The sequence below is a fragment of the Brachybacterium sp. 107 genome, from assembly GCF_052379725.1.
In the GTDB taxonomy this organism is placed as follows: Bacteria; Actinomycetota; Actinomycetes; order Actinomycetales; family Dermabacteraceae; genus Brachybacterium.
Genome location: NZ_JBQSYW010000003.1, coordinates 216,931 through 235,664, shown reverse-complemented (window position 1 = coordinate 235,664; position 18,734 = coordinate 216,931). Strand labels below are relative to the sequence as shown.

General features: G+C 68.3%; 17 protein-coding genes. 3 read left to right on the top strand and 14 right to left on the bottom strand.

Annotated elements, in window-relative coordinates:
* Positions 1-110: 110 nt before the first annotated feature.
* The 4 genes from ACT3UL_RS05905 to ACT3UL_RS05890 form a co-directional block, all read right to left on the bottom strand.
* Entirely contained in the window at positions 111-2,192 is a 2,082-nt protein-coding gene (locus tag ACT3UL_RS05905) for a PhoX family protein (RefSeq protein ID WP_441448645.1), read from the bottom strand.
* A gap of 278 nt (positions 2,193-2,470) precedes the next feature.
* Positions 2,471-2,884, bottom strand: coding sequence for a universal stress protein (locus ACT3UL_RS05900; RefSeq protein WP_444577209.1), 414 nt, complete (start codon positions 2,882-2,884; stop codon positions 2,471-2,473).
* Between the two features lie 76 nt (positions 2,885-2,960).
* Positions 2,961-4,415: an APC family permease gene (locus ACT3UL_RS05895; protein WP_444577208.1), complete on the bottom strand. Its 1,455-nt coding sequence runs from the start codon at positions 4,413-4,415 to the stop codon at positions 2,961-2,963.
* A gap of 111 nt (positions 4,416-4,526) precedes the next feature.
* The gene (locus ACT3UL_RS05890; RefSeq protein ID WP_444577207.1) at positions 4,527-6,182 is read right to left on the bottom strand and encodes an LssY C-terminal domain-containing protein; all 1,656 of its coding nucleotides are present in this window, start codon (positions 6,180-6,182) and stop codon (positions 4,527-4,529) included.
* A gap of 193 nt (positions 6,183-6,375) precedes the next feature.
* Here ACT3UL_RS05890 and ACT3UL_RS05885 point away from each other — a divergent pair, with 193 nt between their 5' ends.
* Entirely contained in the window at positions 6,376-7,215 is an 840-nt protein-coding gene (locus ACT3UL_RS05885; RefSeq protein ID WP_444577206.1) for an aldo/keto reductase, read from the top strand.
* 155 nt (positions 7,216-7,370) lie between these two features.
* Here ACT3UL_RS05885 and ACT3UL_RS05880 read toward each other — a convergent pair whose 3' ends face one another.
* Positions 7,371-9,074, bottom strand: coding sequence for a DHA2 family efflux MFS transporter permease subunit (locus tag ACT3UL_RS05880; RefSeq protein ID WP_444577205.1), 1,704 nt, complete (start codon positions 9,072-9,074; stop codon positions 7,371-7,373).
* 224 nt (positions 9,075-9,298) lie between these two features.
* On the opposite strand from ACT3UL_RS05880, the gene ACT3UL_RS05875 reads away from it, so the two are divergent.
* Both ACT3UL_RS05875 and ACT3UL_RS05870 read left to right on the top strand, forming a co-directional pair.
* Entirely contained in the window at positions 9,299-10,147 is an 849-nt protein-coding gene (locus ACT3UL_RS05875; RefSeq protein WP_444577204.1) for an aldo/keto reductase, read from the top strand.
* A gap of 21 nt (positions 10,148-10,168) precedes the next feature.
* A complete protein-coding gene (locus ACT3UL_RS05870) occupies positions 10,169-11,512 on the top strand; it encodes a hypothetical protein (RefSeq protein WP_444577203.1) in 1,344 nt (447 codons plus the stop codon).
* On the opposite strand, the gene ACT3UL_RS05865 is transcribed toward ACT3UL_RS05870, so the two are convergent.
* The 9 genes from ACT3UL_RS05865 to ACT3UL_RS05825 form a co-directional block, all read right to left on the bottom strand.
* Positions 11,469-11,978: a GNAT family N-acetyltransferase gene (locus tag ACT3UL_RS05865; protein WP_443335598.1), complete on the bottom strand. Its 510-nt coding sequence runs from the start codon at positions 11,976-11,978 to the stop codon at positions 11,469-11,471. The genes ACT3UL_RS05870 and ACT3UL_RS05865 overlap by 44 nt on opposite strands.
* Positions 11,978-12,265: a type II toxin-antitoxin system TacA family antitoxin gene (locus tag ACT3UL_RS05860; RefSeq protein WP_343924950.1), complete on the bottom strand. Its 288-nt coding sequence runs from the start codon at positions 12,263-12,265 to the stop codon at positions 11,978-11,980. Before ACT3UL_RS05860 ends, ACT3UL_RS05865 begins: the two co-directional genes overlap by 1 nt.
* Positions 12,266-12,484: 219 nt before the next feature.
* Positions 12,485-13,249: an iron ABC transporter ATP-binding protein gene (locus ACT3UL_RS05855; protein WP_444577202.1), complete on the bottom strand. Its 765-nt coding sequence runs from the start codon at positions 13,247-13,249 to the stop codon at positions 12,485-12,487.
* The gene (locus tag ACT3UL_RS05850; protein ID WP_444577201.1) at positions 13,246-14,385 is read right to left on the bottom strand and encodes an iron chelate uptake ABC transporter family permease subunit; all 1,140 of its coding nucleotides are present in this window, start codon (positions 14,383-14,385) and stop codon (positions 13,246-13,248) included. Before ACT3UL_RS05850 ends, ACT3UL_RS05855 begins: the two co-directional genes overlap by 4 nt.
* Positions 14,378-15,391, bottom strand: a complete 1,014-nt coding sequence (locus tag ACT3UL_RS05845) for an ABC transporter permease (RefSeq protein WP_444577200.1) — start codon at positions 15,389-15,391, stop codon at positions 14,378-14,380. The genes ACT3UL_RS05850 and ACT3UL_RS05845 overlap by 8 nt, the downstream gene beginning before the upstream one ends.
* A gap of 50 nt (positions 15,392-15,441) precedes the next feature.
* Complete coding sequence (locus tag ACT3UL_RS05840) at positions 15,442-16,452, bottom strand: siderophore ABC transporter substrate-binding protein (RefSeq protein ID WP_444577199.1); 1,011 nt, start codon at positions 16,450-16,452, stop codon at positions 15,442-15,444.
* An 83-nt stretch (positions 16,453-16,535) separates the two neighbouring features.
* Positions 16,536-17,216, bottom strand: a complete 681-nt coding sequence (locus ACT3UL_RS05835) for a DedA family protein (RefSeq protein WP_444577198.1) — start codon at positions 17,214-17,216, stop codon at positions 16,536-16,538.
* A 143-nt stretch (positions 17,217-17,359) separates the two neighbouring features.
* The gene (locus ACT3UL_RS05830; protein ID WP_444577197.1) at positions 17,360-18,163 is read right to left on the bottom strand and encodes a phosphatase PAP2 family protein; all 804 of its coding nucleotides are present in this window, start codon (positions 18,161-18,163) and stop codon (positions 17,360-17,362) included.
* 63 nt (positions 18,164-18,226) lie between these two features.
* Entirely contained in the window at positions 18,227-18,643 is a 417-nt protein-coding gene (locus tag ACT3UL_RS05825; protein ID WP_444577196.1) for a hypothetical protein, read from the bottom strand.
* Positions 18,644-18,734: the final 91 nt, after the last annotated feature.

The window sequence follows — 18,734 nt, the reverse complement described above, 5'->3', positions numbered from 1 at the left end:
TTGTGCGGAAGGTCACGGGGACGGAGGGAGTCGGCCGGTGCTCGAGGTGATGCCTGCAGGCACCGGGCTCCCGCGTCATCGCCTGAGGCATCAGGCGTACGCGGCCGGTGTCAGCCCTTGCTGTTGCCCCGGCCGCGCTCGAGCAGCACCTGGACCACGGAGGGCTTGGGTCCCACCTCGTCGTAGTCGGGGAAGTAGGAGAGCTGGGCTCCCCATGCGCCGTCCTCGCCCGGGTGCTGCACGGAGACGAAGGCGCTGCGGTCCTCGTCGCGGATGATCGGGCCGCAGGTCTCGCCGTCACGAGGCACGGAGAGGAATTGCTCGACCCGGCCGCGGGAGTCGCCGTCCAGCGTGACCCGGAACAGGCCGTCGTTGTAGCCGATGCCCGAGGGAGCGCCGTCGGTGGAGATCCAGAGGTTGCCCACCGCGTCGAACGCCAGGTTGTCGGGGCAGGAGATCGGCGAGACCTGGTCCACCGGGAAGCCGGAGAAGTAGGTGGTGTCGCCCTGCGCCGGGTCGCCGCACACCATCAGCAGGTTCCACGCGAAGGTGGTCGAGGTCTGGTCGCCCTGCTCGTCGATCTCCACGATGTGGCCGTCACGGTTCTCGGCGCGCGGGTTCGCCTCGTCGGCCGAAGCCTTCCCCGCCGTGCCGCGGCCGGAGTTGTTGGTGCAGGCGACGTACACGCGACGGGTGGCCAGCGACGGCTCGACGTCCTCGCAGCGGTCCATCTTGGTGGGGCCCACGGCGTCGGCCGCGAGGCGGGTGTGCACCAGGACCTCCTCGGCGCTGAAGCCGGGGACCGCCGACTCGCCGTCCACCAGCAGCGGCAGCCACTCGCCGGTGCCGTCGAAGGAGCCGTCGGCCGGGACCGCGCCCGAGCCGTCGATCTCCGCGGCCGGCGAATTGCCGGAGAACTTCGCGACGTACAGATCGCCGCTGGTCAGCAGCGTCATGTTGTGCGCCTTGTCGCCCTCGACATAGGTGCCGTGGGAGACGAACTTGTAGAGGTAGTCGAAGACCTCGTCGTCACCGGTGTAGGCCACGACGTGACCGTCCTCGGCGAGGATCACGTTGGCGCCCTCGTGCTTGAAGCGGCCCAGGGCCGTGTGCTTGCGCGGGGTGGAGGTCGGGTCGAAGGGGTCCACCTCGACGATGTAGCCGAAGCGGTTCGGCTCGTTCTCGTAGCCCTCGTTGCGGGAGTCGAAGCGGTCGTACTTCGACTCCCAGTTCCGGGCGGTGGCCTTGTCGGCGAGGCCGTAGCGCTTCTCCGCGTCGGAGGTGCCCGGTGCGCGGAAGTAGCCGTGGAAGTTCTCCTCGCCCGAGAGCAGCGTGCCCCACGGGGTGAGCCCGCCGGCGCAGTTGCCGAAGGTGCCCAGCACCGTCGTGCCCTCGGGGTCCTCGACGGTTGTGACCAGGTCGCTGCCGGCCGCGGGGCCGGTGAGCTCGAACGCGGTGTCCAGCAGGATGCGGCGGTTCAGCTCGGCGCCCTGCACGTAGGAGTAGGGGAAGTTCTTGTTCTTCCGCTCCAGCTCGACCACGGTGAGGCCGTGGGCGGCCATGCCGATCTCGATGAGCTCGTCCTCGTCGGTCTCCGGCGGGAGCATGATGTTCTCGTTCGTGTACTCGTGGTTCACGAACATGACGGCGCGCTTGCCGTTGCTGCCCGGGATCTCCTGGATCTCCGTGTAGTCGTTGTTGTAGCCGAACTGGCGCTTCTGCGCCTCGGCGCTCTGGGCGTTCCAGTCGAAGTCGGGGGCGTCATCGAACAGCGGGTCGCCCCAGCGGATGATCGGGTGCCAGGCGTAGCCCTCGGGGACGGTGAACTCGTCGACCTCGAAGTCGACCGGCGCGATCGCCTCGAAGAGCAGCTTGGTGCCGTTCGGCGCCGGGACCCGCGAGCCGCCCTTGCCGTTGCCACTGCCGTTGCCCTGGCCCTTGCCGTTCCCGTTGCCGGGATCGGCGAGGGCGCCCTGGGTGCCGCCCAGCGCGATCGCGAGCGCGCCACCGGTGCCCCCGAGGACCGCACGACGGGTCAGCGCCGAGGAGGCGATGTCGCGGAACGTCGGGTTGTCCGAGTGGTTGCACGGCCCTGCTGCGCACTGGTTCGCGCACTTGAGGGCGCAGGTCACGGCCGAGCGCTTGCCGCGTGCCGCATCCTTCATGAGCAGGGGGATGTCGATCAGGGCCATGGGGTGATCCTTCGCAGTCGATCCGTCGCTCGGCCGGGGCACGAGCAGGGGCACGACGACAGTGCCCCTGCGAGGTGATCACGGGCCCACCCGAGGGCGACACCCCGGTGAACTCTGGGGTGCGAACACGTGACGGACCGGGTCGGCGTGCGTGGGCCCGTCACCGCGCCGACGTCCTCCCCGACGACGACGACGGCCCCTGGACCTGTTCCGCAGAACAGGCCCAGGGGCCGTCGTGGGGCCTCAGCGCCCGAGGTGGGTCCCGTGGGTCCCGTGGGTCAGAATCTCGTCGGCGGCACGAAGGTGTCCGGCTTGACCAGCACCACCGGGACAGGCGATTCGATCGCGACCCGCTGCGAGGTGGAGCCCAGCAGGATCTTGCCGATCGGGGTGCGGCGACGGATGCCGAGCACCACCAGGTCGATGGGGTCGGACTCGACGGCATCGAGGATGTCGTCGGCCGGATCGTCGCGCTTGGGCACGGTGCGCAGCTCGTGCTCGAGGCCGGTCTCCGCCAGACGCTCGGTCAGCGGCCGCTTGTCCGTCACGCCGCGGGCCTTGCGCGGATCGGGCGGGCGCTCGGAGGCGAGCACGAGGAGCTTCGCATCGCGGCGCGTCGCCTCCTCGATCGCGTACTTCAGGGCGGCCTCGCTGGTGGCGCTGGGGACGTAGGCCAGCAGGATGGTGGTCATGGCATCTCCCGGGAGTCTGGAGTCGTGGGACAGGTCGGTGTCTGGAGTATCCGGCGTCGCATCCGAGTCCGCGGGGTCACGGCTTGCCGAGGTCGTCGGGATGACGGAACCGCGTGCGTCGGGCCTTGACCGCGCTGTTGTAGAACCAGGTGATCACGTAGAGCACGAGACCCACGGCGAGCAGGCCGCCGGCGATGACGTAGTTCTGCGCCGGCTGGGCGAGCGGGGAGATCAGCGCGAACGAGGTGATCGCACCGATCACGGGCAGCACCGTCGGGGTGCGGAAGTGGTCCGAGTCGACCGTGTCCTTGCGCAGCACCAGCACCGAGATGTTGACCATCCCGAACACGGCCAGCAGCAGGAGCGCGGTGGTGCCGCCGAGCGCCTGGATGGTCTCCTCGGCGAGCACGAACTTGACCGTGAGCACGAGGGCGAAGGCCAGCACGGTGGAGAACACGATCCCGGCCCACGGGGTGCGGGTCGAGGCCATGACGCCCTTGAGGAAGCCCGGCAGCACGCCCTGCTTGGACATGCCGTAGAGCAGGCGCGAGGCCATCATCATGTTGATCAGCACCGTGTTGGCGACGGCGAAGATCGAGATGAACGCGAAGATCGTGTCGATCGGGATGCCGGGGGCACCGACCTTCACGACCTCGAGCAGCGGGGTGGTCGACTCGGTGAGCCGGCCGATCGGCACCACGGCGACCGCGAGGAGAGAGATCAGCACGTAGATCACGCCGGTGATCGACAGTCCCGCGATGAGCGCCTTGGGGAAGTTCTTGACCGGGTTCACGGTCTCCTCGGCCATGTTCACGGAGTCCTCGAAGCCGACCATCGAGAAGAACGCCAGGGCTGTCGCCCCGATGATCGCCATGAACATGCCCTTCTCGTCCTGCGTCTCGAAGAGGATCACGCGCGAGAAGTCGGCCTCGCCGCGGGCGACGGTGAAGAAGCCGACCACGATCACCAGCATCAGGCCGGTGAGCTCGATGCAGGTGAGCACCACGTTCGCCTTGACGGACTCGGAGACGCCACGCAGGTTGATCAGGGCGACGAGCACCAGGAAGATCAGCGCGATCCCGGTCGTGACCCCGCCGGCGGAGGCGCCGAGGGACTCCTCGAGACCGAACGCCTTCAGCACGTTCTCCGCGAGGAAGATCGCGCTGGTCGAGGCCGAGGTGATCCCGGAGGACAGCACCGCGAAGGTCACCATGAAGGTGAGGAAGTGGATGCCGAAGGCCTTGTGCACGTACAGCGCCGCGCCAGCGGCCTGCGGGTACTTGGTCACCATCTCCACATAGGAGAGCGCCGAGACCATGGCGACGGCGAAGGCGATGATGATCGGCACCCAGCCGGCGCCGCCGACCTCACCGGCGACCTTGCCGGTCAGCGAATAGACGCCGGTTCCGAGGATGTCGCCGACGATGAACAGCAGCAGGAGCTTGGGCGTGATCGCCTTCTTCAGCTCCGGCTGATCCGAAGAGGCGCTGCCCCCGGATGCGATGGGGGCGGCCTCGCGTGGCTCGCTCATGGGAATCCTCCCGGGACGGGGACACGATCTGACCGCTCAGGGCGGCAACGGGCTCGGACAGAGCACCATTGCCCAGGGAACCGAGGGCGGCTGTGCGGGAACTCTACTCTGTCAGGCCCTGGGTCCCGTCGGACGCTCCGCAGGTCCGGCCGTGGACTCGGCAGGTGCTGCCGGGTCGCCGTCCGCTGTCGCGTCATCGTGCGCCGCCGGGTCGCCGTCCGCCGCCGACTCCTCGGCGTCGGCGTCCTGCACCGACAGGCGCAGCGTCTGGACCCATTGGCGCGAGGCGTCCGAGCTGATCGCCAGCACCCCGAGCGCCGAGGCTCCCGCCCCCACCAGGAGCGAGTGCGCGACGTCGCCGGCCATCGACGTGGCCAGCGTGAGGCGCGCGATCGCGTCGGCCGCGAACAGTGCCATCAGGACGATCCGCGACCACCTGCTGCGACGCAGCACCCCGACCAGCAGCAGCACGAGCGCCACCGCGAAGGCGGAGGCGAGATAGACCCCGTCGGCCTCCGGGAAGATCGAGGACGCCTCGGCGAACAGGCTCTGGAAGTCCACGCCCAGCAGGCGGCCCACCCACTGCGCGATGACCACGCAGGACTGCAGCACCACCAGCGCCCCGGTGAAGACGACGGTGGGCGGAGGGAGGTGGTGGTCCGTCGCGCGGGTCACGATCTCGTGGAGGTCGTCGACCGTCCCCTGCCACTGCGCCGAGAGCTCGCCCCCGAGGTCTGCACGGCCGGAGCCGCTGCTGCGCAGACGGGCCGCGACCAGGGCCGACTGGGTGGCCGCGCGGGCCCGCGCCTTCATCACCGTGGTGCCCGTGGGCCGATGGCGCGGCAGCATCATCGCGCTGGCCCCGTCGGAGCGGGAGGCGGCGTCGGCGACATCGATCACCGGGAGATGGCCGTCGGTGCGGAAGCGGTCTCCCTGGCCGTTGCGGTGGTGGTACGCCGTGGAGAACTCGGCGATCACCTCGACCGGGATCTCGGGGTCCGCGAAGCGCACCGTGTCGATGAGGTAGTCGCGCTCGACATCGATGTTCTCGTCGATGCGGTGCGTGATCTGCAGGGTGAAGAAGGAGAAGCCGACGGCGCGGTCGTAGGTGCCGGCCGCGAGCCAGTCGGCGCGGTAGCCGCCGGGCAGCACGAAGTCCGTGGGCATCCGCCAGAAGCGCACGTGGTGCCGTTTGGTGGTGGTGCCGCCCACCTCCTGCTGGTACGTGAAGTCGTGGCGACGACCCATCAGGTACAGGTTCGAGACCGGGGCACCCGGGTACGAGCGCCTCAGGAGGGTGGAGCGCACCATCGACCAGGCCGAGGCCAGCGTGCGCTCCTCGGCGAGGGCCCAGCCGGCGCGGCGCATCGCCACGTGCAGATCCCGCTCGGGCCCGTCGAAGGCCAGATTGATCGGATCCGACAGCACCCCCTCGGTGGTGCGGGTGCGGCCGAAGAAGTAGTCCGGCAGATAGATCCAGGTCATCAGCTGATGCAGGCGCGGGAGCGTGATGTAGGTGAGCAGCAGCCAGAAGCCGACCAGGTACAGCAGTCGCACCGGCGTGAGGGAGAAGCCCTCGAACAGGTACAGCAGCGCCAGCCAGATCGAGACCACGACACCAATGACGATGAACAGGGTGTCCAGCAGTGCGTACACCTCGAACCGCTGCCTGCGCGGCGAATGGCCGCGGGAGTGGTCGTATTCGGGCGGCTCCGTGGGAAGCGGCCTCTCCAGCGGGACGACCGACGCGTCGCGCGCCGGCGTCACCGGCCAGGCCCTGCGGTCCGCGATCTCATGGGGCCATCGTAGGGGGCCGCCCTGCCTGCTCCCGGGGAGCTCCCGCTCCGGCGGCCGATGCCCTCCGACGCCTTTCGATGTCTCCGCCGTGCGCGAACGGCTGCGGTGGATCCACGCCGGCGGGCCTAGTCTTGCGCAGTCCCCATCGAAGGAGCACCACCTGATGACCAGCATCCCCGCTGTCCGTTTCCATGACGGCCACGAGATCCCCCAGCTCGGCTACGGCGTGTGGCAGGTCGAGAACGACGTCGCGGCCGACGTCGTCGAGCAGGCCCTGCGCGCCGGCTACCGACACCTCGACACCGCCGCGGTCTACGGCAACGAGGAGGGCGTGGGTCGTGGCATCCGCGCCTCCGGCGTGCCGCGCGAGGAGATCTTCGTGACCACCAAGCTGTGGAACGACTCCCACGGCCGTGACGACGCCCTCGCCGCGATCGACACCTCCCTGGAGAAGCTCGGCCTGGACCACGTGGACCTGTACCTGATCCACTGGGCCAAGCCCATCCAGGGCCAGTACGTCGAGGCCTGGAAGGCGCTCATCGAGATCCAGAAGAGCGGCAAGGCCGCCTCGATCGGCGTCTCGAACTTCCCGAAGGCGGAGCTCGAGGAGATCATCGAGGCCACCGGCGTGACCCCGGTGATCCACCAGGTCGAGACCCACCCGACCTTCCAGCAGACCGAGCTGCGCGAGGTCGAGGGCGCCCACGAGATCCTCCACCAGTCCTGGTCCCCGCTCGGCCAGGGCAGTGAGAGCAACGACCTCGGCGACCCCGTCATCACCGACATCGCCGAGGCGCACGGCGTGACCCCCGCGCAGGTCGTCCTCGCGTGGCACCTCGCCAAGGGCTTCGTCGTGATCCCCAAGTCGGTCACGCCCGAGCGGATCATCTCGAACTTCGCCTCCGCCGACGTCACGCTCACCGAGGGAGAGATCGCCCGGATCGACGCCCTGGACCAGGTCGACGGCCGCATCGGCGGCGACCCGCAGACCTGCAACTTCTGATCTGCGCCTGATCCACAGGTGATGGACGCCTGATACGCAGCTCGGCCCGGCCCCTGAGGGGTCGGGCCGAGCATCGTTCGGGGCCGGCATCGTGACGAGAGCTCGACGGTGAGGGCTCGAGGGTGAGGGCTCGAGGGTGAGGACCGACGGCGGGATCAGTCCCGGCGTGCGGCCCGGGCCACGGCCAGTGCGCCGATCAGGCCCAGCAGCAGGAATCCTGCCGACCCTGCCATCGCGATCCGCGATCCGTCGGTGAAGACGGTGCCCAGCTGGTCGAGCGTCCCGCTCCCGGCGCCCTGGGCGCGCAGCTGGGAGAGGATCGACCCGGCCGAGTCGGTCATGGCCTGCCCGTAGCGGGCGGCCTCCCCCGTCAGCGACCCGGTGCCGGCGGACAACCCGGCCGCGAGGAACGCGCCGGAGACGGCCGTTCCCAGCGCGGTGCCGAGCTGACGGACGGTGGACTGCGTGGCCGAGCCCTGCCCGGACTGCTCCGGCGGCACGGGGGCGAGCACGGTCGAGGTCAGCTGCGCGGAGGCGAGCCCCAGGCCCAGCCCGTAGACGACGAGGGTCACGACGAGGAGCGCGATCGGGGTGGACGGGCCGAGCAGCAGCGCGAGCACGCCGACGCCGAGCACCTCGAGCCCGAGGCCGACCAGCACGGTGCCGGGCGCCCCGATCGCCGCGGCGAGATGCCGGGCCAGGGTTCCCGAGAGGAATGCGCCGCCGGCCATCGCGGCGAGCACCAGGCCGGCCTGGAGCGTGCCCAGGGCCAGCACGTTCACCAGGTACAGGGGCAGCACGAACAGCAGGCCGAACTCGCCGATCGCCACGGTCCCGGCGGTGAGGTTGCCCCAGGCGAACGCCCGCAGACGGAACAGCGACAGGTCCAGCAGGACCTCGCGCCCGGCGGCGCCGCGGCTGCGTTCCCGGAACAGGAAGGCGATCAGCGCCAGGAGGCCGACGAGCAGCAGCACCGGCGTCAGGGACAGGCCGACGGGCCCGTGGATCGTGAGGCCGCCGATCTCCAGCGGCGCCTTCTGCGTCCACCAGCCCAGAGTCGTGGACTCGACGATCGCGAACACGAGGGATCCGAGCGCGAGGGCGCTGAGCAGCGCACCCATCGCATCGAGGTCCCGCCGCCCGCCCTGGGGGCGCGGTGCCTCCCGGGTCTCCCCCACCCAGGCGATGGTGCCGGCGATGACCAGCAGACCGATCGGCACATTGACCAGGAAGATCCACGGCCAGGAGAACGCGCTGGTCAGCCAGCCGCCGAGCAGCGGGCCCAGCGCTGCGGCGCCGGCCATCACGGCGCCCCACACCCCGAAGGCCGCTGCGCGCTCGGATCCGCGGAAGGTGGCATTCACGGTCGAGAGCGTCGAGGGCAGGATCAGTGCCCCGCCGACGCCCTGCAGCAGCCGGGCGGCGATCAGCGCGGCCGCTCCCCCGGCCATCGCCGCGAGCACGGAGGCGATCACGAACAGGGCCACGCCGGCGAGGAACAGCCGGCGCCGGCCCAGGCGATCGCCCATGCGCCCGGTGATCAGCAGCAGCGCGGAGAGGACCACGGCGTAGCTGGTGGAGACCCACTGCGCGTCGGTGAGGTCCAGGCCGAGGTCACCGATGATCGTGGGCAGCGAGACGGCGACGATCGACCCGTCGATGACGATCAGGGCGAGGCCGGCCGCCAGGACGCCCAGCGCCTTCCAGCGGCGCGGGTCGGTCGAGGGATCGGCGGGGGCGCCGGCGGGCCGGCGGCCAGCGGGCTCGGGGTCAGCTGGCGTGGCGTCAGCGGTCGATGCGTGGGGCGCGGTGGCGGCCGATGCGGTCGCCCCGGAACGGTGAGGGCGTGAGTTCGTCATGTCCCTAGATTATGACTCTGTGTCAGATCCGTCGATACATCGAACAGTTGATCCTCGCGCCATCCGCCGACGGCGCCCTATACCTCCATCGGCCCCGCCCGCTGAACCCTGCCGCAGCGGTCGCGCCCGACGGGCCGCTCGCATCCGGCTCGCCGGCCGGCCCAGGGGTCCTCGGTCGGCCGTGCCCCGTAGCCTGGAGCGGAACCCCCGAGAAGAGGAATCCCATGCCTGCAGCACATCCCGTCGTCCCGTCCCTCGAGCTGGCCGGCGGCCGCTCGATCCCCCAGCTCGGCTACGGCGTCTTCAAGGTCGAGGACGACGTCGCGGCCGACGTCACCCTCCAGGCGCTCGAGGCCGGATATCGCCACCTCGACACCGCGAAGGTCTACGGAAACGAAGAGGGCGTGGGCCGCGCGATCCGCGAGGCCGGCGTGCCGCGCGAGGAGCTGTTCGTGACCACGAAACTCTGGAACGACGCCCAGGGCTTCGACGACGCGATCGCCGCCTGCGAGGCCTCGCTCGAGCGCCTCGGCCTGGACTACGTGGACCTCTACCTCGTGCACTGGGCCGTGCCCTCGCAGGGGCAGTACGTCGAGGCGTGGAAGGCTCTGATCGAGCTGCAGAAGCGCGGGCTGGTGCGCACGATCGGCGTCTCGAACTACCCCGCACCCCAGCTCACGGAGATCATCGAGGCCACCGGTGTCGTGCCCGCGATCCACCAGATCGAGCTGCACCCCTACTTCCAGCAGCGTGAGCTGCGCGAGATCCACACGCAGCACGGGATCCTCACCGAGTCGTGGGGTCCGCTGGGCCAGGGCAAGTCCGACCTGCTGGAGAACACCGTGATCACCGGCATCGCCGCAGCGCATGAGGCGACGCCCGCGCAGGTGGTGCTGGCCTGGCACCTCGCGCACGGCATCGTGACGATCCCGAAGTCGGTCACGCCCTCGCGCATCGTGGAGAACCTCGCCGCCGCCGAGCTCGAGCTCACGGCCGACGAGATCTCGGCGATCGACGAGCTGGACCGTCCCGACGGCCGCGGCGGCGCGGACCCGGCGACGAAGACTGCCTGACCTACCTGAAAGGGGAACGCCGTGCCACAGCAGGAACTCGCCATTCTTCGCGCATACACCACCGCGTGCGCCGAAACAGACCACTTGGTGTGCCAGGACCCTTCAGCCTGCACACAAATGGCAATAGAACTCATGGAAACAGAACGCACCGAACTGTTGGCCTCTGCCTACGATGCCCGTCGCATCGCACTCGAATCTCGTGGACAACTTCCTGATCCAAATTGGCTAACTTCGGAGCTCATCGTTGGAATCGAAGACCTTTTACGATCACAGCCAAATATCGACGGGCCTTTTCGATCAATAGCCATCACTACGGGCCTCGCGCGCCTGGCGGAACGCGGACTCCCGCCCGACTGGCTGGTTCGCGAACAAATTGGACCAAGCCTAATTCGACGGATTATCTTGACCGCAACTTCCGTGTGGCATCGGATATTCACGGGCGAACTTGAACGCGAACAAGTTCCAGAGTTACATGGCTGGCTGTCGAGCATCGACGCTGACGCGCCGGACGACTACAGGGCGGAGCATGATCACACTCGGCTCATCGTGAAGAGTCTCGCAGGAAATACCTTCGAGCGGGGTTCAACTTGGATTAAAGAGGCAAGCCTCTCCGACATTGCTGCTTGGCGAGTCCATGGTTACACATGCTCCCCGCCCGAGATTGACGACATGGCTCTAGCTGGCGGCCGAGCCGCATCCCATTGGATATATGAACGATTTTCTCGCACCTACCACTCAGATTGGAGTCCAGAATCCTGGGCATGGGAGGCCTCCCTCATCGAGCACCCTTCCGCGACCTCAAATCGTGCCGGCATTCAGTTAGCGACTCTCCAGGAACGCGTGACAACGAATTCACAATTGACTCGAGCGGCGAGTGCGTTTGTGCTCGAAGACCTCGGTGAAGTACTTCCGGGAATATCGCGGAGTGAACTGGTGGAACTCGTTGCGCACCACCTCGACCGCGGTCAACACAGCGAGGCAAGAACTCTTTCTCTGGCGGCTTACAGTGAGAATCCAAAGGACAATGATATGCGCGCAATATACGCCTTCTCCTGGCTCCCCCTCGAACCGCGACGAAGTCGCGAGATAATTTCTGAAACCGGAAACACGAAAAACATGTCATCAGCCGTGCGAGATATCAACCTCGCAACGAGCTTCCTCATCGAGGGAAATCTCGATGGCGCTCGCTCAACGATCGCGGGAATATCGACAATTGCGGACGGCTCCGATGTGCCAGCTTGGCTCTGGGATCCCAAATCACTCACTTCGCATCCCCAGGTGGCCTTCATGAGCCCCACGACATGGATTGAATCTTCCCCGGTTAGCTCTGCAGCTGGTCAGCAATCGCTCGCATCGGAACTATGAGGTGCAGATCATCGACCGGGGATGGAAACGCATCCACAAGCCCAAGGTAGAAGCTGCGGGCGCTCTCATCGCGACAATGGATGAGCAAGGCTGCAGCTCCCATACCTTCGCTGACCGCCAGTGAACGCTGGATCGCATCCCTAAATAGGTTCGCCCCGACGCCACGTCCTTGGGCGCGCTCATCTACGGCGAGTCTTGCCAGGAGGACACAAGGAATGGGGTCCGGACGACGCTTAGAAAAGTCCGCACCGACACTCACATGGCTCACCCCGGCCGCAGCGATCGCATAGAAGCCAACCACTTCCCCGTCAAGCACAGACACGTAGGTCACAGCATTGTTGGCACGCTGGTTCTGCCATGCATATTCCTTGAGCCACGTATCCAGCTCGCCAGCTCCGCTCGCAAACGCCTTCTTGCCGTCCCGCTTCTCTAGCTTCCGTGGAGCTTCAAGAATCCCCGAAGCCATCAGTCCTCCAGAGTGAACGGCGCGTCGAACACCGACGGCCTGGCGAACAGTGCGGCCAGCTTCTCCGTCTTGACCGGCTGATCGAGGAGCTGGACAAATTCCTCAAACTGCTCCGGCGTGACCTCGAACCATCGGCGATCTGCGAGAACCTTCTCGGCTTGCTCTACGGCGCTGCCAAGGATGAACGTCGAGACAGTTACATCCTCAGCTTCCGCTGCACGTCGGAGCACGTGCTCCTGCTTCTCGGTCGCACGTAGATTGATACGTTCACTCTTCGTAGCACTCATGGCACTGCTCCCTACTCGAGGCATCACGCCTCTCTGGACGAGGCGTCTCGGCTCGTAGCATCAAGCACCTCGGCACTGATCGAGGCGTACAGACAATGTACACACACACCGCTACCGCAAGCAACACCGCTCCCGGCGACGATCCTCACGCTCTGACCCTCGGGACCCACGCCTCGATGTCCGAACCCTCACGCGCGCCTCCGCTTGTCACCGCGCGGCTCAGAAGTAGACCGCGAGCGGTCCCGTCGGCCCGTCGATGACCTGCACCGGGGTGTCGAACACGCGGGTGAGAACGTCGCCGTCCATGATCTCGGCGACGGGGCCGGCCTCGACCACGCCGCCGTTCTTCATGGCGACGATGTGGTCGGAGTAGTGGGCCGCGAAGTTGATGTCGTGCAGCACCACCACGATGGTGCGGCCCAGCTCGCGGGCGGCGTCGCGCAGGCGTCCCATCATCTGCACGCTGTGGCGCATGTCGAGGTTGTTCAACGGCTCGTCCAGCAGCACGTACTCGGTGTCCTGGGCAAGCACCATGGCCACATACGCGCGCTGGCGCTGCCCGCCGGAGAGCTCATCGAGGTAGCGGGACTCGAGCTCGTCGAGGTGCAGGAAGTCGATCGCCTCGGAGATCTTCTGCTCGTCCAGCGCGGTGAGCCTGCCCTTGGAGTAGGGGAAGCGGCCGAAGCCCACGAGCTGGCGCACCGTGAGGCGGGTGACGAAATGGTTCTCCTGGCGCAGCACCGAGAGGATCTTCGCGAGGTCCTTCGAGGCGGTCGAGGAGATGTCGTACCCGGCCACCTCGATCGCGCCCTCGTCGATCCCCAGCAGGCGCCCCGCCATGGTCAGCATCGTCGACTTGCCGGCCCCGTTCGGCCCCACCAGTGCGGTCACGCCGCCTGCGGGGATCTCCAGGGTGACCGGGCCGATCTCGACGGTCCCTGACGAGGAGGTATACGTCTTGCGCACCGCATCGATGCTGATCACAGGCGTCCCTTTCGCATGATGACGACGAGGAACACGGTCCCGCCGACGAGTTCGATGATGATGGAGACGACGCCCTGCGCGTAGAACACGTGGTTCATGAGGAAGTAGGCGCCGGCGAGCACGACGAAGCCCACCAGCACCCCCACCGGGAGCAGTCGCCGGTGATCGTGGGTGCCGGCGAGCTGGTGGGTCAGCGTCGCGACGAGGAAGCCGAAGAAGGTCATCGGGCCGATGAGGGCCGTGGAGACTGCCATCAGCACCGAGACCAGCACGAGCGTGTAGATCGTCTGGCGGCCGTGGTCGATGCCGACGTTGATGCACACGTCCCGGCCCAGCGAGATCACGTTGAGCGTGCGGGCGTTGAGCCAGATCAGCACGCCGGCCACGAGGCACAGCGGGATCGCGTACGGCAGATACTCGACGCTCGCGTTCGTGACCGAGCCGAACAGGCGCGCCGTGAGCACGTCGAACTCGCTCGGGGTGAGCAGGCGCTGCATGAAGCTCGAGACGGATCCCAGCCCGCCGCCGAGCACGATGCCGATCAGCAGCATCACCTGCAGGTTCGCGTACTTGCCGCGCAGCAGCCAGCCATAGAGCAGCACGGACATCACGACCATCAGGGCGACCTGCACCAGGAACTGCCCGGTGCCCTGCAGGGCCACCACCCCGGCCACGCCGAGGGTGTAGACGGCGGTGGTCTGGATCGCGGTGTACAGCGATTCGAAGCCCATGATCGACGGGGTGATGATGCGGTTGCCGGTGACCGTCTGGAAGGCGATCGTGGCCGTGGCCTGGCAGAACGCGGCCACCCCCATCACCACGAGCGAGGTCGCACGCAGCTCGGCGATCAGCCAGAAGCCGCGCGAGCCGATCGGCATGGGGTTGCCGATCGCGAGCAGGCCCAGGGCGAACGCCGCGGCGAGCACCACGAGCGTGACCAGCACGATCCAGTAGCGCCGTCGGGACCGGCCGTCGGCGAACGCTCCGGAGCTGCTGCGCAGCGGCCGCGGCACGCTCAGCGGCGCGATCTCCTCGGCGGTGTCGGTGGGAGCGGTGGAGATGTCGAGATGGTCGCTCCCGGTCGAGGTCACCAGGCGACGGGACGCGCTGGTCACGATCGTGCGGCGCTCATCCATGACGGCGCTGCTTCAGCAGGAGGGCGATGAACACGATCGCGCCGAGGATGCCGAGGATCAGGGAGACCGGCACCTCGAAGGGCATGATGATCGTGCGGCTGACCAGGTCGCACACGGTGACGATGGCGATGCCGAGCAGGCACACCCAGGGCAGGTTGCTGCGCAGGTCGTCCCCGCGCATCATCGACACCACGTTGGGGACGATGAGCCCGAGGAAGGGCAGGTTGCCGACCACCACGGTGACCACGCCGGTGGCGATCGCGACCAGGCCCGTGCCCAGCAGCAGCACCCGCTGGTAGTTCACGCCGACGTTGGTGGCGATGTCCTCGCCGAGCCCGGCCACGGTGAGCCGGTCCGCCACGAAGAAGACGGCGATGCCCACCAGGAGCACGATCCACAGCACCTCGTACTGTCCGCGCAGCACCGAGGTGAAGGACCCGGCGAACCACACGCCGAGGTTCTGCAGGGCGTCGAACTGGAGGGCCACGAAGGTGGAGACCGCGCCGACGACGGAGCCGAGCATGATGCCGATGATCGGCACGATCAGCGAGCTGCGCAGGGTCACCCGGCGCAGGAACGCGAAGAACACCATCGTGCCCACGAACGAGAACACGATCGCGACGGTCATGCGGGTCATGAGATCCGCCTGGGGGCTGACCACCATCACCAGGACCAGGCCCAGGCCCGCCCATTCGGTGGTGCCGGTGGTCGAGGGCTCCACGAAGCGGTTCTGGGTCATGAGCTGCATGATCAGCCCCGACATCGCCATCGCCGCGCCGGCCAGGACCAGCGCGATCGTGCGCGGCACGCGGGTGATCGCGAACATCTCGGCGCCGTCGTCGGCCCCGAGGACGTCGTAGACGCCCGTGCCGAGCGAGACGGCCAGCAGCAATGCCACGATCACGATGCCGATCACGAGCTTGCCGTCGAGGAGTCGCTCGCGGCCGCGGCGGGGCGCCGGGGGCGCCCCGAGGGAGCGAGCCGCGGGAGCGGAGGGAGCGGGCATCAGGTCACCTGGTCCTGGACGGGGCGGCGGTCACCAGCGGCGCACGCGGCTCAGGCCGAGCCTTCGAGGGCGTCGGCGAGGGACTCGAAGTACTCCGTGTAGGTCTGGATCGACTCGTTGGTGTACGTGTCGGCCGGCATGTACACGAGGTTGCCCTCGGCGATCGCGGTGACCCCGGCGAGCGCCTCGGAGTCCTCGAGCACCTGGGCGGCGGGCTGATAGGCGGGGTCGTCGGCGCTGATCGCCGCATCCCGGTCCATGACGAGGATCCAGTCGGGGTTCGAGCTCGCGATGGCCTCGACGGAGATGTCATCACCCTGGTGGTCGTCGCTCGCACCCTCGACCTCGAGCGCGGGGACGAGCCCGAAGGCGTCGAAGGTCCAGCCCAGCGTGCGGCCCGCACCGGGGGCGATGTAGCCGATCGCGCCGCCGGAGACGTTCACGGCCATCACGGTCGACGAGCCGTCGTAGGCAGCGGTGACCCGCTCCATGGCGGCATCCAGCGCGGCACCGAGGTCCGTCGCCTCGGCGTCCTTGTCGAAGATCTGGCCGAGGGTCGTGATCTGGCGCTTCAGCTCGTCGGCGAAGGGCTTGTCGTCGCGGGGGTCGAGCTCGAGGATGGTCGCGTCCGGCGCGTACTTCACGAAATCGTCGTGGTACTGCGCGAAGCGCTGGCCGTTGATGATCAGCGTGGGCTCGGCGGCGACGACCGCCTCGAGGTCGGGTTCGCTGTGGTTGCCGAGGTCGATGATCGACTCGTCGTCCTTGTAGGAGTTCGTGGTCGGCATGAGCGCGCGGGCCGCGGCGGTCAGCGTGACGCCCCAGCTCTCGAGCGTCTCGAAGGTGCGGTTGTCGGTCGCGACGACGGACGCCGGCGGGGTCTGCACGGTCTGCGCGCCGTTGTTGTCCTCGATCTCGACGGTTCCCGCCGGGTTCTCGCCGGCGGCCTCGGCCGCACCGCCGTCACCGGCTCCGGCGGACCCGCCACAGGCGGTGAGGACGAGACCGAGAGCGCCGGCTGCGGACACGGCGCCGAGGTGGCGACGGGAGAGCGTAGTCATGAGGGGAAGGCCTTCTGTCGGTGGTCGGGCGCCGGGAGCGCCACGGATCGCTGCCAAGGCTAGCCTCACCTGCTAGTTTTTCGCTACTTCAGACTTGCGTTATTTTCTTCGTGCACTGTGATCGTGCCGACAGCTGCCTTCTGGGAGCGGGAGGCGAGGACCTTCCGGCGGAGTGCGGCCGCCAGCATCGGGACCACCGAGATGGCGACCAGGAGCAGCACCGCGACCTCGAGGTGATCTCGGATCAGCGCCACCCCGCCGAGCGCGTAGCCCAGGAGGGTGATCAGCACGACCCAGCCCACGGCACCCACCCCGGACCACAGCAGGAAGATGCGACGCGGCATCCTGCCCACCCCTGCCACGACCGTCACGAAGGTCCGGACGATCGGCACGAAGCGCCCGATCACCAGGGCCCGTCGGCCGTAGTGGTCGAAGAACTCGATCGTGCGGTCGAAGTAGGCGCGCTTGAGGAAGCGGCCGTCACGCTCGTAGAGCTTCTCACCGAGAGCCCGACCGATCTCATAGCCCAGCACGTTGCCGGCGAACGCGGCGATGATGAGCGTCACCAGGGACAGCTGCAGCGGGGCGGCGATCGACCCCTCATGCGTGAACATGCCGATCGCGAAGAGGAGCGAGTCCCCCGGCAGGAACGGGAAGAACAGCCCGCATTCGACGAGAACGATCAGGTGGGCGAACCACCAGAACGCGTCGCCGAACTGCGCGAGAAGGCTCGCGGGGTCCATCAGCAGGTGGATCAGGTTCATGCGCGCGCCCTCGTCATCCTCGGATCCCCCGACGACACGGGGCCGGCAGGTCGGCACGGACCGGAGGCCTCCGGCCCCTGCCGAAGCAGGATCGCACAGCGACGCCGGAGCAGGGCCGCGCACGTGACGAGCAGATCAGCGGATCAGCCCGCCGGCGGCTCAGGCATTCCGGCTCCCTGCCCAGCCTCAGCCTCTGCCCATGCCCCTGCCCCTGCCCCTGCCCCTGCCCCTGCCGCCGAGCGAACCCGGAGATCCGGATGGAAGACATCCAGCAGCCGTGCAAGGAGGAGAGCGACCACGGGCACCAGCACCGCAGAGGCGAGCACGTCGGTGGGATGGTGCAGGCCGAGCGCGACGCGCGACCAGACCGTGGCCAGGACGATGAGGACACCGAGCCCGAGGGCGACGCGACGGAGCCGGACGGAGGACAACCGGCCGACGGACAGCGAGAGCAGGATCGCCACGCAGAGCGCTGCGGCGAACCCCGTATGTCCGCTGGGGTAGCTGAAGGAATCCGGTGGCGGGGCGAGCCGATGGACCAGCATCCCGGCGTCCGGGCGCGGCCGACGGACCACGATCTTGACCACCTCGACAGCGCCCCAGGGCACCGCGACCAGGACCGCGATCCGCAGACCGACCCATCGGCTGCGTCGGAGCAGCGCGCCACCCACCGCCGCGAGGACCGTCAGCGCGGCGGCCGCGAGCGGCCCGAAGAGGAGATCGATACCGAGCGCCAGTGACGAGGCGGGGCCAGCGGGCCCGCCGAGGGCATCGTTGACGATGCGGACCCCGGCACGATCCAGAGCGCCGACGGCGGGCAGCGCGCGGATCATCAGACCCAGCAGGATCGCCACGACAAGAACGCCGACGAGCGCGAGGCCGGGTCCGACCACTTGTCGGCGACGCCCCACAGAGCAGTCGGACGACGTCGCCGCAGGAGTGTTCACCCGACCCAGTGTGCCCCGCCCGCAGCAGCGGCGCGGGGCACAGGGCGACGTGGACGAGCCAGATCAGTCCTTGGCGGACTTCCTGCCCTCGGAGAGGATCAGGGCGGCCGCGATCGCGAGCAGCCAGCTGTCCTTCGCCACTGCGGTGCCCTCCTGGCTGGGACGCACGCCGTCGGCCTGCGTCATCCCGGGGGTCCGCAGGTACATCGCCACCATGGAGCCGGAGAAGCCGGCCAGGGCGAGGCCCGCGACCTTCCGGGGCACGAAGGGCAGCAGCAGCGAGGCGCCCACGGCGATCTCGCCGTAGCTGAGGAACTTCGCGAACTGCTCGGGGCTGAGCTTGCCCAGCGGCGGCACACCCTGAGCGGCCATGCCCTGCAGGCCCGCGGCCATCTCGGCGGGCATGCCGAGCTTGCCGATGCCGGAGTTGAGGATGAAGGCGCCGGGGACGGCGCGGAGGATCGCGGTGCTGAGTGCCATGGGAAAACTCCTACGTAGATGTGGTTACGTTTTCAACTATAAATCACCGGCGGCCCGCTGTCGACCCCCACGGGATACTGAGGTGATGGCC

Bases quoted from the DNA above. Each gene is read 5' to 3' on its own strand.
- ACT3UL_RS05835 (WP_444577198.1), bottom strand. From the start codon at position 17,216: ATGAACCTGATCCACCTGCTGATGGACCCCGCGAGCCTTCTCGCGCAG.
- ACT3UL_RS05885 (WP_444577206.1), top strand. From the start codon at position 6,376: ATGACCAGCATCCCCGCTGTCCGTTTCCATGACGGCCACGAGATCCCC.
- ACT3UL_RS05880 (WP_444577205.1), bottom strand. From the start codon at position 9,074: ATGACGAACTCACGCCCTCACCGTTCCGGGGCGACCGCATCGGCCGCC.
- ACT3UL_RS05905 (WP_441448645.1), bottom strand. From the start codon at position 2,192: ATGGCCCTGATCGACATCCCCCTGCTCATGAAGGATGCGGCACGCGGC.
- ACT3UL_RS05900 (WP_444577209.1), bottom strand. From the start codon at position 2,884: ATGACCACCATCCTGCTGGCCTACGTCCCCAGCGCCACCAGCGAGGCC.
- ACT3UL_RS05840 (WP_444577199.1), bottom strand. From the start codon at position 16,452: ATGACTACGCTCTCCCGTCGCCACCTCGGCGCCGTGTCCGCAGCCGGC.
- ACT3UL_RS05850 (WP_444577201.1), bottom strand. From the start codon at position 14,385: ATGGATGAGCGCCGCACGATCGTGACCAGCGCGTCCCGTCGCCTGGTG.
- ACT3UL_RS05865 (WP_443335598.1), bottom strand. From the start codon at position 11,978: ATGGCTTCGGGGATTCTTGAAGCTCCACGGAAGCTAGAGAAGCGGGAC.
- ACT3UL_RS05845 (WP_444577200.1), bottom strand. From the start codon at position 15,391: ATGCCCGCTCCCTCCGCTCCCGCGGCTCGCTCCCTCGGGGCGCCCCCG.
- ACT3UL_RS05895 (WP_444577208.1), bottom strand. From the start codon at position 4,415: ATGAGCGAGCCACGCGAGGCCGCCCCCATCGCATCCGGGGGCAGCGCC.
- ACT3UL_RS05875 (WP_444577204.1), top strand. From the start codon at position 9,299: ATGCCTGCAGCACATCCCGTCGTCCCGTCCCTCGAGCTGGCCGGCGGC.
- ACT3UL_RS05825 (WP_444577196.1), bottom strand. From the start codon at position 18,643: ATGGCACTCAGCACCGCGATCCTCCGCGCCGTCCCCGGCGCCTTCATC.
- ACT3UL_RS05860 (WP_343924950.1), bottom strand. From the start codon at position 12,265: ATGAGTGCTACGAAGAGTGAACGTATCAATCTACGTGCGACCGAGAAG.